This is a genomic window from Agromyces tardus (assembly GCF_003710805.1).
Classification (GTDB): domain Bacteria; phylum Actinomycetota; class Actinomycetes; order Actinomycetales; family Microbacteriaceae; genus Agromyces; species Agromyces tardus.
Map to the genome: position 1 here is coordinate 1 of NZ_RHHB01000070.1, position 15357 is coordinate 15357.

Below are 15357 nucleotides of genomic sequence, written 5' to 3' on the forward strand. Positions count from 1 at the left end.
GGCGGCCGCGTCCGTCGCCGGCGCAGCCGGGGCGGTCTGGGCCGGGGGTGCGGCGGGTGCTGCGGCGTCCGGCTGCACTGCCGGCTCGACGGTCGCGGGGGTCGCGGCGGGTGCGGGGGTCACGCTGGCGTTCTCGACGGGGGCGGGCGCTGCGGCATCCGTGCCGGTGGCGCTCGTGGTCGACTCGGCCGAGCCTGCGGCGAGCGCCGCGTCGAGCTCGCTGCCGGGCGCCTCGCCCTCGCGGGGCTCGTCGTTCTGTGCGCCGTTCGTGGTGTCGGTCATCGTCTTGCTCCTTCCAAGCGAAAGCCAGCATCGCGCCGCAAGCTGTGCGCGGCATCGGCGAAGTCTGTGAGCCGGCTATCCCCTGGCAGGGATTCGTCCGGATGCCGCCAGCCAGCGTACCCGCCATGGTGTGACGTACGGTGTGAGCGTGAGCGACTTCTCCCCCGCCCCCGGGCTGCGGCCCTGGCAGCGCACCGCAGCGGGCGCCGGACTCCTCGCCGGCGACGGCGGGGTGGCGGCCACGATCTTCGCCGAGATGAGCGCCCTCGCGACGCGCACCGGCGCGCTCAACCTCGGCCAGGGCTTCCCCGACGAGGACGGCCCGGCCGCGGTGCTCGACGCCGCGCGCGACGCGATCGCCGCCGGCGTGAACCAGTACCCGCCGGGCATCGGCGCCCCCGTGCTGCGCGCGGCGATCGCCGATCACCAGCGGCGCTGGTACGGCCTCGACGTCGATCCCGACCGCGAGGTGCTCGTCACCGCAGGCGCGACCGAGGCGCTCGCGGCCACGATCCTCGCGCTCGTCGACACGGGCGACGAGGTCGTCACGTTCGAGCCCTGGTACGACGCCTACGGAGCCCTCGTGGCCCGCGCGGGCGGCGTGCACCGCACCGTGCCGCTGCGCTTCCCCGACTGGCGGCCCGACCACGACGCGCTCCGCGCCGCCGTGACCGACCGCACCCGCGTCATCCTCGTGAACTCGCCGCACAACCCCACGGGCGCCGTGCTCGACGCCGACACGCTCGCCCTCGTCGTCGAGCTCGCGGCGCGGCACGACGCGATCATCGTGACCGACGAGGTCTACGAGCACCTCACGTTCGGCGTGCGGCACACGCCGATCGCGACGCTGCCGGGCGCGTGGGAGCGCACCGTGTCCATCTCCTCGGGCGGCAAGACCTTCAGCACCACCGGCTGGAAGATCGGCTGGGTCACCGGCCCGGCCGCCCTCGTCACGAGCGTGCTCGCGGTCAAGCAATACCTCACCTACGTGAACGGCGCCCCGTTCCAGCCCGCGATCGCGGTGGGGCTGGGGCTCCCCGATGCGTTCTTCGCGGATACTGCATCCGCCCTCCGCGCGAAGCGCGACGTGCTCGCCGCGGGGCTCGAGGCCGCCGGGTTCGCCGTGTCGCTGCCCGGGGCCGGGTACTTCGTCGTCGCGGATGCCGCGCCGCTCGGCTACGCCGACGGCACCGAGCTCTGCCGTGAGCTGCCCGACCGTGCCGGCGTCGTCGGTGTGCCGGTCACGGCGTTCGTGCACCCCGATCGTCGCGCCGCGTACGCGAGCCTCGTGCGGTTCGCGTTCTGCAAGCGGCGCGAGGTGCTCGACGAGGCCGCCGAGCGGCTCACGCGACTCGCAGCGCGCTGAGGCGGGCTCCGGCTCTTCGGCGGCCTTCGGCGGAGACGTCACGCACCCCGTCCGGTCAGGCCTCGCGCGGCCGCACCTCGAACCGCCGCAGCGCGAGCGCGGGGTTGACCCGGCGCACGGCGTCGATGCGCTCGCGCGAGATCCAGGCGAGCGCGACATCCGTCGTCTCGCCGATCGTGGCGAGCTCGACGCCCATCGGGTCGACGATCATGCTGTTGCCGGCGCCCACGGGCGGGGCGTGGTCGGCGGCCGCGACGTACATCGTGTTCTCGAGGGCGCGGGCCGTCGTGAGGATGCGCCAGTGCGCCTCCTTGAGCGGGCCGCGCACCCACTCGGCGGGCATGCACACGACGTCGGCGCCCGCGTCGACGATGCGCCGCGTGACCTCCGGGAACCGCGCGTCATAGCAGGTCTGCAGCCCGAAGCGGATGCCGCCGGCCTCGAACAGCTCGGGCGCGGCGATGTCGCCCGGGGCGACCCACTCCGACTCCCGCTGCCCGAACGCGTCGTAGAGGTGCAGCTTGCGGTAGCGCGCCACGACGCCGGCACCGGGCCCGACGGCGATGACCGTGTTGGCCACGCGCCGCTCCCCCTCGAGCCGCTCGATCATGCCCGCCACGAGGTGCACGCCCAGCTCGTCGGCGAGCTCGGCGAGCGCCGTCGTGAACGGCCCGCCCACCGGCTCGGATGCCGCGAGCCAGTCCTCCCCCGCCGTCGGCGTGAAGTAGCTCGAGTACTCGGGGAACACGACGACCCGCGCGTCGCGCGACGCCGCGAGCGCGGCGAGCCGGGTGATCTCGCGGAGGTTCGCCGCGGCGTCGTCGCCTGGCGCGAACTGCGCGACGGCGATCGCGACGGAGGAGTCGGCGGGAGTCGCATCGGACATGCGGTTCAGCGTAGTCGCGCGGGACGCGGCATCCGCGGATCGCGTGCCGTCGGGGCCCCGGCAGGCGGCGCCGCCGAGGGTGACCACGCCGTGGAATCGGACCGGAAACCAGGAGACGATCGGCCCGGGAAACCAGAAGATCCCGGCCTCTGAACGAGACCGGGATCTTCTTTCTTGTTGCGGGGGCAGGATTTGAACCTACGACCTCTGGGTTATGAGCCCAGCGAGCTACCGAACTGCTCCACCCCGCGGCACAAGAGATGACTCTAGCACGCGGTACGGCCGACGTCGAATCGAGCGGAGCGGCCGGGCGGGTCGGGGGACAGCGGGTCTCGATACGCCGCTGCGGGGCTACTCGACCGGCGGCGACGTGGGCGCGGATGCCACGATCTCGATCGACAGCGGCAGCCAGCGCTCGGCCGGCCAGCCGTACATGCCCTCGCCCGCGGGCACCGTGGCGGGGTAGATCTGCCACGGCACCTCGTAGTGCTCGGCGAAGTGCTCGATCGTGAGGCCGGAGTCGCGCAGGGCCGAGAGCACCTCGTCGACGGGGTGGATCCACTCCCACGTCTTCGCGTGCTCGATCGCCACATCGCGGTCAGCGTAGTCGTTCGGGTCCTCGAGCACGTCAGGGCCGTCCTTGGAGTACGGGAATTGCATGGAGGGCAGCCCTCCCGGCCCGCCGTCGCCCGCGAAGACGAACGCCACGGGGTGCCCGTCGGCGAAGTAGAGGCGCCCGCCCGGCTTGAGGTACCAGGCGATGGTGCGCGCCCACTCCGCGACATCCGGAAGCCAGCCGATCGTGCCCCAGGTCGTGAAGACGAGATCGAACGAGCCGGGCTCGGGCAGGACGAGCCGCGCGTCGTAGAGGTTGGCCTCGACGAAGCGCGCTCGCTCGGCGACGCCGAGCTCGGCGGCCATGCGGTTCGCCTCCGCGACGGCGGGACCCGAGAAGTCGAGCCCGACCGCCGAGGCGCCCGCGTTCACGAGCGAGAGCGTGTCGGACCCGAAGTGGCACTGCGGATGCAGCACCCGCACGCCCTCGAGCCCGCCGGGGAAGAGCCCGGCCACCCCGGCCCGCGCGATCGGGTCGAGCACGCTGCCGCCGCTGCGGAGCGGCGACCGGTCGTAGAACGTCGACGCGAGGTGCACCGGGACGCGCTCGTCCCAGTTCGCCCGGTTGTCGTCGAGCCAGTCGCCGCCACGCAGGTCGACGGTCATCTCACTGCGGCGTCTCGGTCAGGGTCAGCAGCTTCGCGATGATCTCGGCGAGTCGGGCGTCGGCCGCACCGTACGCGGCCCAGTCGCCCGCGGCGAGTGCGGCCTGCTTGGCCTTGATCTCGGCCGACGCCTGGTTGAGGAGCGCCTGCACCTCGTCGCTCGGCACCGTCGGCGTGCCGCTGTCGGTCGGCGGCGTCGTGGGCTGGGCGTTGGGATCGACCGCGTTGTCGCCCGCGTCGGCGCCGGAATCGCCGCCGAAGAGCACGTCGAGCGCGAGGTCGAGCGTGTCCTGGAACGCGATCTGGTCGCCGAACGCGACGAGCACCTTCTGCAGGAGCGGGTAGCTCGTCTCACCGGTCGACTTGACGTAGACCGGCTGCACGTAGAGCAGGCCGCCGCCCACGGGCACGGTGAGCAGGTTGCCGTTGATGACCTCCGACTGGCCCTGCTTCAGGATGTTCAGCTGCGCGGAGATCGACGGGTCGCCGTTGAACTGGTTCTGCACCTGGCCGGGGCCGGGCACGTTGTCGTCCTCGGGCAGCGTGAGCAGTCGCAGCTTGCCGTAGCCGTCGGCGCGCTTTCCGTCGGTCGATCCGGCATCGGCGTCGACCGCGAGGTAGCCGCGCAGGACGTTGCGGCTGGCCTGGCCGCGCGCCTCAGGGATGAACGTCGAGTACAGCGAGTACGACGGGGCATCCTGACCGGGCATCTGCATCGTGAGGTAGTACGGAGGCTGCAGCAGGCTCGTCGTCGAGGGTTGCGTGGGGTCCTTGGGCGTGGTCCACGCGTCCTCGCGGGAGTAGAACGAGCCCGGATCGGTCACGTGGTAGCGGCCGAGCACGGCGCGCTGCACCTTGAAGAGGTCGGCCGGGTAGCGCACGTGGCTCATGAGATCGCCCGACATCGACTCCATCGACTTGAGCGTGCCGCCGAAGACCTTCTTCCAGGTCTTGAGGATCGGATCCTGGGTGTCCCACGCGTAGAGCGTGACCGAGCCGTCGTACGCGTCGACCGTGGCCTTGACGGAGTTGCGGAGGTAGTTGACCTCGTCGAATGCGAGCGGCTGCGTGATGCCCTCGCTGTCGGAGATCGCCTCGCTCATGCTGACCTTGTTCGAGTACGGGTACTGGTCGGTCATGGTGTACCCGTCGACGATCCACACGACGCGGCCGTCGACGACCGACGGGTAGGCGTCGGTGTCGAGGGTGAGGTACGGCGCCACCTTCTGCACGCGCTCGATCGGGTCGCGGTCGTAGAGGATCTGCGAGTCGTTCGTGACCTGGTCGGAGAGGAAGATCTGCTCGGATTGGAACTTGAGCGCGTAGATGAGCTTCGTGAACACGTTGTCGAGCTTCGGACCGCCGTCGCCCGTGAAGGTCGTGTAGGTCTGGTCGCCGCTGTCGCCGCCGGCCGGGTAGTCGAGCTCGACCGGCTTGCTCTCCTTGGGGGCGCCGACGATCGAGTAGTCGGGCGACTCCTCGCCGAAGTAGACGCGGGGCTCGAACTCGGGCAGCTCACCCGACGACGGGATGCCGGACTGCAGGAAGACGGGCTGCCCGTCGGTCGAGCGCTGGTTGCCCGCCGCGGCGACGAGCCCGTAGCCGTGGGTGTAGACGAGATGCGCGTTGAACCAGGTCTGCGCGTCGCCGAGGCCCGCGAGGTTGAGGTCGCGGATGGCGACGACGGTGTCCTGGCTCTGACCGTTGATGTTGTACCGGTCGACGTCGAGCGCATCGGGGAACTGGTAGTACTGGCGGAACTGCTCGAGCTGCTGGAACGCGGGGCCGATCACGAGCGGGTCCATGAGGCGGATGCTCGCCGTGGTCTCCGCGTCGGAGCGCAGCGCTCCCGGCTCCGCGTCGGTCTTCGCCTGGTACGGGATCGCCTCGATGTCGGAGAGGCCGAACGCATCGCGCGTGAGGTCGATGTTGCGCTTGATGTACTCGGCCTCGAGCGTGCGGGCGCTCGGGTCGACCTGGAAGCGCTGCACGACCCAGGGATAGAGGGAGCCGATGAGCAGGCTCGACACGATGAGGAGCGCCGTGCCCACGAGCGGCAGGCGCCAGCGCCCGATGGCCGCCGTGATGAAGAAGAGCACCGCGACGACGACGGCGATCGCGGCGAGGATGGCCCGGCCCGGTATCACCGCATTGACGTCGGTGTAGGCGGCGCCGGTGATGAGCGAGCCCGTCTCGGTGACGGTCGCGTACTGGTCGAGCCAGATGCTCACCGCCTGCAGCAGGAGGTAGACGCCCGCGGTGACGGCGATCTGGATGCGCGCGGACTTGGAGATGACGACCTCGCGGCCGCTCACGCGGATGGCGCCGTACAGGTAGTTCGTCGCGATGACGAGCAGCAGCGAGAGCAGCACGACCGCCGACGCGAAGCCCACGACCGAGCGGTAGAAGGGCAGCTCGAACACGTAGAAGCCCACGTCGAGCCCGAACTGCGGGTCCTTCTGGCCGAACGGCGTGCGGTTGAGGAAGGTGAGCACCGCCTCCCAGCGGCTCGACGTCGAGACGCCCGCGAACAGGCCGAGGAGGATCGGGATGCCGTACATCGCCAGCCGGCGCAGCGGCTCGAAGACCTCCTGATAGCGGTCGAGCTGCGAGTTGAGCTTCGCGTAGACCGGACGGGTGCGGTACGCGATCTGGATCGAGGCCCACACCGGCACCGCCATCGCGAGGAACCCGATGACGAACAGCACGATGCGCGACACCCACTCGGTGGTGAGCACGCTGAGGAAGCCGAGCTGGTCGTACCAGAGCACGTCGGCGTAGAGTCCGGCGAACACGAAGAAGGCCACGACCAATGCGCCGACCACGCCGAGCGTGATCGCGATGGGGGCGCGACGGCGCGCCGGGCTCGGGTCCTGTGGCTGTGTTGACACTCTCGGCCTCATGTTCGGTGGGGGCGTGGTCGGTCTCCCATCCTATGGTCGCGAGGCTTGGAAACTGCTGTTCAGCCGGTCTCGCACGTCGCGAAGTCGGAGGTGTCGCCGCCGTCGCCGATCGTCTCGACGACGTCCCGCGCCTCGTCGAGCGTCGAGACGGCGAACACCTCGATGCCGTCGGGCACGTTGCCGGCCACGTCGTCGCAGTTCGACTCCGGCGCGAGGAACCAGTCGGCACCCGCATCGCGCGCGCCGAAGAGCTTCTGGCGGATGCCGCCGATCGCGCCCACGTTGCCCGCCGAGTCGATCGTGCCCGTGCCCGCGACGCGCTCGCCGCCCGTCATCGCGTCGGGCGTCAGCTTGTCGACGATGCCGAGGGCGAACATCATGCCGGCGCTCGGTCCGCCGACGTCGTCGAGCTGGATCGTGACGTCGACGGGGAAGTCGTACTCCATGCGCACCCCGATGCCGAGGACCACCGCGTCACCGGTCTTGACGGGCGTGACCTCGAGGTCGAGCGTGGTGCCGTCGCGCACGACCGTGACCACGGCGGGCGAGTCCGTGCCGTGCTCGGCCACCGCGTCGCGCAGCTCCTGCACGGCGTGCACCTCGGTGCCGTCGAGTGCGGTGATCACGTCGCCCTCCTGGAGCACCCCCTCGGCCGGCGACCGGTCGGCCAGGCCGGCGACCACGACGTCGCGAGGGAAGTCGTAGCCGAGCTCGACGAGCGCCGCCGCGATGGCGTCCTGCTGCGAGTCGACCATCTGCGCCGTGTTCTCGGCGTTGCGGTCCTGCTCGCTCAGGCCGGGCGGGTAGACGACCTCGATCGGCAGGGCCGCCCGGCTCGGATCGAACCAGGCTGCGAGCACGTCGAGCCATCCGGGAGTGGCGCCGGGACTGCCGACCGCCGACACCGTGAGCAGGTCGAGCGTGCCGTCGGTGGGGTAGGTGGTCTCGTCCGGGATCTCGATGAGCGGCACCTGCTCGCCGTCGCGATCGAAGGTGCCGAGCGTGTCGAACACCGGCCCGGGCTGCTCGATGACGTAGGGCGACGGCAGCAGCGCGAACAGCAGCGCGATCCCGATGCTCGTGCCGAGCGCGATCCACCCGATCCGCTCGCGCAGCGGGCGACTGCGGCGGGCGTGCTGCGGCTCGTCGTCGAAGAGGGCCATCCGAGTGTTCCTTCCCGGCGACCGCGGCCGCCACGTGCGCCGGGGTCGGCGCTGTTCGCGAAGGGCGGACACCCGGAACGCCAGCCTAAGCCATTTCCCTGCTTCGCCCGGGGGTGCGCGCGCTAGCGTTGGATGCGGATCGACGGGAGGTGGCCCACGTGGCCGAACGCGATGACGAGCCGGGCGACCAGAGCCCGGAGGACGAGTTCCGCGACATGCTGCGCGAGCTGCTGTCGGGCTCGGGCGGTATCGACCCGTCGCAGCTCGCCGGCGCAGCCGGCCTGCCCAACGACCCCGCGAGCCTCGCCGCGATCTTCAGCCAGCTCCAGCAGGCGATGAACCAGCAGGGCGACGGCATCGACTGGAACGTGGCCCTGCGCCAGGGCGAGGAGCGCGCGGCATCCGCCCAGCGTCAGGTCACCGACGACGACCGGGCACGGCTCGAGCAGGCCATGCAGGTGGCCGCACTGTGGCTCGACGAAGCGGTCGACGTGAGTGCGCTCCCGACCCCGCCCGAACTGCTCACCCGTCGCGCCTGGGTCACCCACACGATGCCCATCTGGTCGCAGCTCGCCGAGCCCGTCGCCCTCAGCATCGCCGACTCCCTCACCCGGGTCATGAGCGAGCAGGCCCCCGAGGAGCTGCGCAGCATGGTGCAGGGCGCGAGCCGGATGATGCGCGGCATCGGCGGCGCGATGTTCGCGATGCAGCTCGGCCAGGTGGTCGGGCAGCTCGCCACCGAGGTCGTCTCGGGCGGCGACATCGGCATCCCGCTCATGGAGGACGGCCGCGCCGCGCTCCTCCCCCAGAACGTCGCCGAGTTCGGGGAGGGTCTCGACATCCCGGCCGACCAGGTCGAGCTGTACCTCGCGGTGCGCGAGCTCGCCCACGCGCGGCTGTTCCGCCACGCCCGCTGGCTGCGACTGCACCTCATCACCGCCATCACCGCGTTCGCGCGCGGCATCGACATCGACACCGACCGGCTCGAACAGCTCGCCGAGGGCTTCGATCCCACGAACACCGACGAGCTGCGCGACGCGGTCGTGAACGGCGCCCTCATCCGGCCGAAGAGCGACGCCCAGGAGGCGGCGCTCGCCCGTCTCGAGACCATGCTCGCGCTCGTCGAGGGCTGGGTCGACGTCGTCACGGCGGATGCCACGTCCCGCCTGCCGAAGTCGGGCGCCGTCGCCGAGACGATCCGCCGCCGCCGGGCCTCGGGCGGCCCGGCCGAGTCGGCGTTCGCCACGCTCGTGGGGCTGGAGCTGCGGCCCCGGCGCCTGCGCGAGGCCGCGGCGATGTGGCGGGCCGTGGGCGACGCGGTCGGCATCGAGGCCCGCGACGCGCTCTGGGCCCACCCCGACCTGCTCCCCTCCTCCGCCGACCTCGACGACCCCGCCGCGCTCGTCGCGCGACTCACGGGCACGGGTGCCGGGCCGGATGCCGCCGACGCCGACTTCGACGAGGCGCTCGAGCAGCTGCTGCGCGGCGAGACGCCCGCGGCGCCGGGCGAGCACGGCGACGACGACGAGGGCGGCCCCTCGGGGAGCTGATCCTCGACCGGCGAACCCACGACCGCGCGCCCTCGGGTTCCGCTGTGGATGGATGCCGCGCCCGCGCGTCGCCGTCGGGCATGCTCTCGGCATGTGCCCGCGCATCGACCCGCACCTCCCGCTCGTCTGGCGCTCGCCGAGGGAACTCCAGCTCGGCGGCCTCCGCCCACGAGCGGTCGTCACCGACCCCGATGGAGTCGCCGCGGGCCTGATCTCCGCCCTGCGCCACGGCGCACGGCGTTCCACCCTGCACGCGATCGGCGCCGGGCTCGGCGGCGATGCGCGCGAGGTCGACCGGCTCCTCGAGGTCCTCTCCCCCGCCTTCCTGCCCGAGGGCGGCGAGGCGGGCACCGCGCCCGCCCGTCGCCACGTCGTCGCGATCGACGCCGACTCGCCCATCGCCACGGCGATCGCCGCGTCGCTCACCGCACTGGGCTACGACACCGTCGCCGCCCGGAGCGCCGATCGGGGCGACGTCGACCTCGCCGTGCTCGTGGCGGCATGGGTGGTCGCGCCCGCGGCGCACCTCGGGTGGCTCCGTGCCGACGTGCCGCACCTCGCCGTCGTGCTCGACGACGACGGCGCCGAGGTCGGCCCGCTCGTGGAGCCCGGCTCCGGACCGTGCCTGCGCTGCCGCGAGCTCGCGCGCCGCGACGTCGATCCGGCGTGGCCCGCCATCGCGACCCAGCTCGCCGGCCGCCCGCTCCCGCTCGGACGCCCGCGTGCCGAGCTCGAGGCCGTCGCCCGGGCCGCATCGGCCGTCGACGACCGCCTCCGGCTCGGCCGGTCACCGCTCGCCGCGAGCTCGCTGGCGATCAGTGCCGACGGGACGACGACGACGCGGCGGCATCCGTCGCATCCGGAGTGCGGATGCCGAGCTCTCGGAGGAACCGCGACGGCTCCCGTTCCCCTCGATGCGCACCGCCCCGCCGGGCCCAGCTCAGGCCGAGCCGACGCCGTGCCCGCGTGATGCCCACGTAGAGCAGGCGGCGCTCCTCGTCGATCGCGTCGAGGCCCTTCGCGTAGGCGATCGGCAGCATCCCCTCGGTGAGTCCGACGAGGTACACCTCGTCCCACTCGAGGCCCTTCGCCGAGTGCAACGTCGCGAGGGTCACGGCCGCGACCGCCGGCTCGTGGTGCGCCTCGGCTCGCGCACGCAGGTCGTCGGCGAACTCCCGGAACGTCGTGCCCTCGGGGGCGTCGTCGACGAGACGGGCGATCGCGTTGAGCGACTCCCAGCGGGCGCGCACCGCACCGGGTCCGTCGGGCGCCTGCACGGTCCAGCCGAGCGATCGCAGCACGTCGCTCACCGACTTGAAGAGCGGCTCGCCCGTGACCGCGAGCGCCGCGGCGCGCAGGGCGTGCACGGCCTCGCGCACCTCGGGCTGGTCGAAGAATCGCTGCGCACCGCGCACGCGCGCGGCGACGCCGACCTCGCCGAGGGCCTGCTCGAGCAGCGCCGACTGCGAGTTCACGCGCAGCAGCACCGCGATCGTCTCGGCCGGCACGCCCTGGTCGATGCGGTCGCGGATCCGCGTCGCGACGCCCCGAGCCTCCGCGAGCTCGTCGGCGTAGACGAGGAGCTCGGGCTCGGGCTCGACCCCGCCGGCCGCCGCGCGGCGCGCGTGGTCGTGCGTGCGCCGGCCGGTCGCGGCATCCGCCGGCTCGTCGGCCGCCTCGTGCGCCGCCGACTCCAGCCGCAGGGCGCCCGCGCGCCCGCGCATGAGCCGGTTGGCGGTCTCGACGATCGGCCCAGTGGAGCGGTAGTTGCGCTCGAGGCGCACGATCGTGGCATCCGGATAGGCGCGTTCGAAGCCCAGCAGGTACTCCGAGGTCGCGCCCGCGAACGAGTAGATGGTCTGGCTCGCGTCGCCGACGACGCAGAGGTCGCGGCGGCCGCCGAGCCAGAGGTCGAGCAGTTGCTGCTGGGCCGGCGACACGTCCTGGTACTCGTCGACCACGAAGTGGCGGTAGCTCTCGCGCACGTGCATCGCGACGGATGCCTCGCTCTCGATCATGCCCGCCGTGACGAGGAGCACGTCCTCGAAGTCGAGCATGCGCCGCTCGTCCTTCAGCTGCTCGTAGGCCTCGATGAGCGCGAGCATCTGGTCGGGGTCGAGGTCGCCGGGCGCACCGCGCGACGCGAGCCGCACTCGATACTCGTCCATGCCGAGCGCCGACACCTTGCGCCACTCGATCTCGGCGGCGACGTCGCGCAGGGTCGGCGTGTCGACCCGGATCCGCGCGCGCTCGGCGGCCTGGCCGAGCAGGCGACCCTTGAACTCGAGCACGCGCGGCGCGGAGCCGCCCACCACCGTGGGCCAGAAGAAGTTGAGCTGCGCGAGCGCCGCCGAATGGAACGTGCGCGCCGGGACGCCGCCCGCGCCGAGCGCCCGCAGGCGCGCGCGCAGCTCGGCCGCGGCGCGGGCCGTGAAGGTGAGCGCCATGACGCGCGCCGGGTCGTAGGCGCCGGATGCCACGCCGTAGGCGATGCGGTGCGTGATCGCCCGGGTCTTGCCCGTGCCGGCACCCGCGAGCACGCACACCGGGCCGAGGAGCGCCTCGGCGGCGATGCGCTGGTCGTCGTCGAGCGCGGCGAGCAGCGGGTCGGCTGCCGTCACGTCGTGGACCACGGCACCGGGGACGCGAGCGGCCCCCCGTACCACCGCTCGAGCATCCACCGCGCGATCGAGGTCTCGCCCGGCAGCGCGACGTGGTCGAGCGCCGCGGTGAGCTCCTCGCGGGAGTACCAGCGCAGTTCGACGATCTCCTCGCCGTCGGGCACGGCCGCCGAGGCGAGCGCGCCCGACGCCACCCGCGCGGTGAACGCGCACATGAGGCTCGCCGGGAACGGCCACGGCTGCGAGCCGAGGTAGTCGACCCGGTCGACGGGCAGGCCCGCCTCCTCGCCGATCTCGCGCACCACGGCGGCTTCGAGGGACTCCCCCGGCTCGACGAAGCCCGCGAGCACCGAGAAGCGGTGCTGCTCCCACAGTGCGTTGGAGCCGAGCAGCACGCGGTCCTCGTCGTCGGTGACGATCACGATCACCGCCGGGTCGGTGCGGGGGAAGTGCGACGAGTCGTCGACGACGCAGCGGGTCGACCAGCCGGCCTGCACGATCGCGGTGGGGGCGCCGCACAGCGGGCAGTGCGTGTGACGGGCATGCCAGTTGGCGAGGGCGACGGCTTCGGTCACGAGCCCCGCGTCGCGGTCGCCGAGCAGGGGCGCCGCGGTGCGGAGGCCGACCCAGCGCGTCGCGTCGGGCTCGATGGCGTGCGCTGCGGCATCGTCGAAGACGCGCAGCTCGATGGGCGTGCTCGGCGCGGGTTCGTCGCCCAGCGTGCGCCCGAGGTAGGCCCGCAGCGTGGCCGTGGGCAGCTCGCCCGGATGCCGCAGCTCGACGGTGGGCGCGCCGCCGTCGACGCGGGGCGCGAGCAGCACCCGGCCGTCGTGCAGTGCGAGCACGCGGGAGGCCGGATCGGCGTCGAAGGCCGCTGCGAAGCCGTCGTGGGACCTGCGCGCGGCGTCACGATCGAACGAGGCGCGGGCGAGGGGAGGCACCACGGGTTCGGGCACGGCACACCTCTCGCTCAGACGCCGGAGTCGTCGGGAAGGCGTGGCGGTCGCCCGGGAGGCGGAGATGCCTGCTTAAGCTGTGTGCCATGGCCAGACCCCCACTCACTCTAGCCGCGTTGGCAACGGCGGCGGTGGCGGGCCTCGAGGTGAGCGCGGCTCGTCCGCACACCCGCGGGGGCGCCGGGGCGTTCGATTCCGTCGAGCTCCACTCCGTCGACGGACGCCGGTTGCTCATCCGTGCGCCGCGGTCGCAGCCCGCCGAGTCGGAGCAGTCCGCCGACCTCGTGGCACTGCGCGCGCTGACGCCCGGCATCCGCTCGCGCCTGCCGTTCGCGGTGCCCTCGTTCGTCGGACAGGCGCCCATCGGAGGCACTCGCGCGGTGGTCACCGAGTTCATCCCGGGCGCCGTGCGCAGCGCCGACGACCTCACCGAGTACGAGCCCCTCGCCGTCGCGGTGGGGCTCGCGATCGCGGCGATCCACGCGCTGCCGCCGGGCTTCATCGGCGACTCGGGCCTGCCGAAGCAGTCGGCCGCGGAGTCGCGCGAGGCGGTCGTGGAGCTCATCGACCGCGCGGCCGACACGGGCAGGCTGCCCGCCGCGCTCCTGCGCAGGTGGGAGGAGGCGACCGACGACGACGCGCTCTGGCGCTTCCAGCCCACCGTCGTGAACGGGCAGCTCGCCGCGGACTCGATCCTCGTCGAGGGCGACCGGGTCACGGGCATCGTCGGATGGGCCGGACTCGCCCAGGGCGACCCCGCTCGCGACCTGCACTGGCTCCTCACCTCCCGCGGCGCCGCGGCCGAGCGGGCGCTCGACGCGTACGTGTCGGCGCGGGCGGGCGGCGCCGATGCGCACCTGACGCAGCGCGCACTGCTCTACGGCGAGCTCGAGCTCGCGCGCTGGCTGCTGCACGGCGTCGACACCCGCGACGAGGCGATCGTCGACGACGCCGTGGGCCTGCTCGATGGGCTCGTCGCGAGCGTGCACGACCGATCGACCGAGCCGCTCGCACCCGACACCGGTCCGATCCTCGCGGTCGGCGACGTCGAACGGCTGCTCGACGCGACACCGCGCGACGTCGCCGAACGCGAGTCCGGCACGACGCTGCTCACCGACAGCTTCGATCGTTCCGAGCTCGACCGCGCGCTCGCGGGCGACGCGCCGCCCGGCATGGATGCCACGGCGCCGATCCCGCTCGACCTGAGCGACTGGGGCGACGCGGCCCCGCCGGCCGATGCGGAGGGCGACCCCGAATCGCCGACCCCCGCCGGCTCCGCGTCAGCGGGACGTGCAGCGGCCGATCAGGCCTCCTCGGGCAGCGGCACCTCCGGCGCCCGTGCGGCCGCTGCCGATTCGCGCACCTCGTCGGGCACCGACGCCTCCGCGGATCGCAGGCGCTGACCGCCGCCCTCCCCCGCCGCACCCGCACCCGCGGCAGACGCCGACACCGCAGCCCCTGCCGACTCCACCGACGCCCAGGCCCGGGCGAGCGCCGACTCGTCGTAGAGCACCTCGGGTCGCAGCACCAGGTCGTCGTCGACGTAGTAGAAGACCGCATCGATCGTCTCGGGCTCGACGCCCACCCAGTTCGCGTAGGCGAGGCGGTACAGGGCGAGCTGGGTCTGCTTGAGCTCGAGCTCACGCGCGTCGCGCGGCGCGGCGCCCGTCTTCCAGTCGACGACCTGGTAGCGGATGCCGCGGCGCCCGGCGTCGCTGTCGGCCGAAACCTCGTAGACCGCGTCGAGCTTGCAGACGAAGACGTGCGCGCCGATCGGCAGGTGGAGTTCGAGCTCGACGGCGATCGGGCGACGGTCGCCCCACTCGGATGCCGCGAACGTCGCCTGCAGCGCAGCGAGCCGTTCGGCGACGGGGTCGACCGCCTCGTCGGCGTGAGGCTCGCCGCGCCACGCGAGGGCATCGTCGGCGTCGTCGAGCCGATCGAGCCCAGCGAGCCGATCGAGCCCAGCGGGCTGGTCGAGCCCGTCGAGCCCGACGAGTCCCTCGAGTCCCTCGAGTCCCTCGAGTCCATCGAGCATGAGGTCGGCGCCGGGCACGGCGCCGTCGCCCACGAGCGGCACCCCGGAGGCGCGTTCCTCGACCCACGCGTGGAAGAGCGTGCCGATGCGCGTGGCCCGGTAGGGACGCTGCGGCAGGGGCCGTCGGAGCTCGGCCGCGACCTTCGCCGGATCGTCGACGTAGTCCTTGAACCGCGACGCCGGCACTCGGGTCGGCACCGCGAGGGCGGCGGGCGACTCGTGCCGGAGTCGCCGCTCCTCGAGGAGCATCCGGATCTCGTCGGCGAGCCGGGGCCCGATGCCCGCGCCGCTCGGGCGCAGGGCGGCGTCGCGCACCGCCGACGCCGCGCGCTCGACGGCGGTGCGGCGCGACCCGAGCGGCTCGAGCGGCCA

General features: G+C 73.1%; 10 protein-coding genes, 1 tRNA gene and 1 pseudogene. 3 read left to right on the forward strand and 9 right to left on the reverse strand.

Annotation, left to right across the window (positions count from 1 at the left end):
* Positions 1 to 282: pseudogene (locus EDM22_RS19895) on the reverse strand (C40 family peptidase); the annotation flags it as partial.
* Between the two features lie 148 nt (positions 283 to 430).
* On the opposite strand from EDM22_RS19895, the gene EDM22_RS18415 reads away from it, so the two are divergent.
* Complete coding sequence (locus EDM22_RS18415; protein WP_245989542.1) at positions 431 to 1648, forward strand: pyridoxal phosphate-dependent aminotransferase; 1218 nt, start codon at positions 431 to 433, stop codon at positions 1646 to 1648.
* A gap of 55 nt (positions 1649 to 1703) precedes the next feature.
* Here the strand turns inward: EDM22_RS18415 and EDM22_RS18420 are convergent, their stop codons facing one another.
* The 5 genes from EDM22_RS18420 to EDM22_RS18440 form a co-directional block, all read right to left on the reverse strand.
* Positions 1704 to 2534, reverse strand: coding sequence for a carbon-nitrogen hydrolase family protein (locus EDM22_RS18420; RefSeq protein ID WP_122938550.1), 831 nt, complete (start codon positions 2532 to 2534; stop codon positions 1704 to 1706).
* 177 nt (positions 2535 to 2711) lie between these two features.
* A tRNA-Met gene (locus EDM22_RS18425) sits at positions 2712 to 2785 on the reverse strand.
* Positions 2786 to 2885: 100 nt separating this feature from the next.
* On the reverse strand, positions 2886 to 3755 hold the full coding sequence (locus EDM22_RS18430) for a class I SAM-dependent methyltransferase (protein ID WP_122938545.1): 870 nt from the start codon (positions 3753 to 3755) through the stop codon (positions 2886 to 2888).
* 1 nt (position 3756) lies between these two features.
* Positions 3757 to 6657 (reverse strand): UPF0182 family membrane protein, encoded by a 2901-nt coding sequence (locus tag EDM22_RS18435; protein WP_170964206.1) that lies wholly within the window; start codon positions 6655 to 6657, stop codon positions 3757 to 3759.
* A gap of 59 nt (positions 6658 to 6716) precedes the next feature.
* The gene (locus EDM22_RS18440) at positions 6717 to 7820 is read right to left on the reverse strand and encodes a YlbL family protein (RefSeq protein WP_122938547.1); all 1104 of its coding nucleotides are present in this window, start codon (positions 7818 to 7820) and stop codon (positions 6717 to 6719) included.
* A gap of 215 nt (positions 7821 to 8035) precedes the next feature.
* Between EDM22_RS18440 and EDM22_RS18445 the strand changes: the two genes are divergently transcribed.
* Entirely contained in the window at positions 8036 to 9370 is a 1335-nt protein-coding gene (locus EDM22_RS18445) for a zinc-dependent metalloprotease (RefSeq protein ID WP_122938551.1), read from the forward strand.
* 815 nt (positions 9371 to 10185) lie between these two features.
* Here the strand turns inward: EDM22_RS18445 and EDM22_RS18450 are convergent.
* Together EDM22_RS18450 and nudC are read right to left on the reverse strand one after the other, a co-directional pair.
* A complete protein-coding gene (locus tag EDM22_RS18450; protein ID WP_245989546.1) occupies positions 10186 to 11991 on the reverse strand; it encodes an ATP-dependent helicase in 1806 nt (601 codons plus the stop codon).
* Positions 11988 to 12947, reverse strand: a complete 960-nt coding sequence (gene nudC / locus EDM22_RS18455; protein WP_245989547.1) for an NAD(+) diphosphatase — start codon at positions 12945 to 12947, stop codon at positions 11988 to 11990. The genes EDM22_RS18450 and nudC overlap by 4 nt, the downstream gene beginning before the upstream one ends.
* Positions 12948 to 13063: 116 nt before the next feature.
* On the opposite strand from nudC, the gene EDM22_RS18460 reads away from it, so the two are divergent.
* On the forward strand, positions 13064 to 14350 hold the full coding sequence (locus EDM22_RS18460) for a phosphotransferase (RefSeq protein ID WP_212591991.1): 1287 nt from the start codon (positions 13064 to 13066) through the stop codon (positions 14348 to 14350).
* On the opposite strand, the gene EDM22_RS18470 is transcribed toward EDM22_RS18460, so the two are convergent.
* Positions 14251 to 15357 (reverse strand): PD-(D/E)XK nuclease family protein (locus EDM22_RS18470; RefSeq protein ID WP_138708138.1); only part of this gene is annotated, 1107 nt, incomplete at its 5' end. The genes EDM22_RS18460 and EDM22_RS18470 overlap by 100 nt on opposite strands.

Excerpts from the sequence above, each read along its gene's own strand:
- EDM22_RS18420 (WP_122938550.1), bottom strand. The coding sequence starts at position 2,534 with ATGTCCGATGCGACTCCCGCCGACTCCTCCGTCGCGATCGCCGTCGCG.
- EDM22_RS18430 (WP_122938545.1), bottom strand. The coding sequence starts at position 3,755 with ATGACCGTCGACCTGCGTGGCGGCGACTGGCTCGACGACAACCGGGCG.
- EDM22_RS18435 (WP_170964206.1), bottom strand. The coding sequence starts at position 6,657 with ATGAGGCCGAGAGTGTCAACACAGCCACAGGACCCGAGCCCGGCGCGC.
- EDM22_RS18440 (WP_122938547.1), bottom strand. The coding sequence starts at position 7,820 with ATGGCCCTCTTCGACGACGAGCCGCAGCACGCCCGCCGCAGTCGCCCG.
- EDM22_RS18445 (WP_122938551.1), top strand. The coding sequence starts at position 8,036 with ATGCTGCGCGAGCTGCTGTCGGGCTCGGGCGGTATCGACCCGTCGCAG.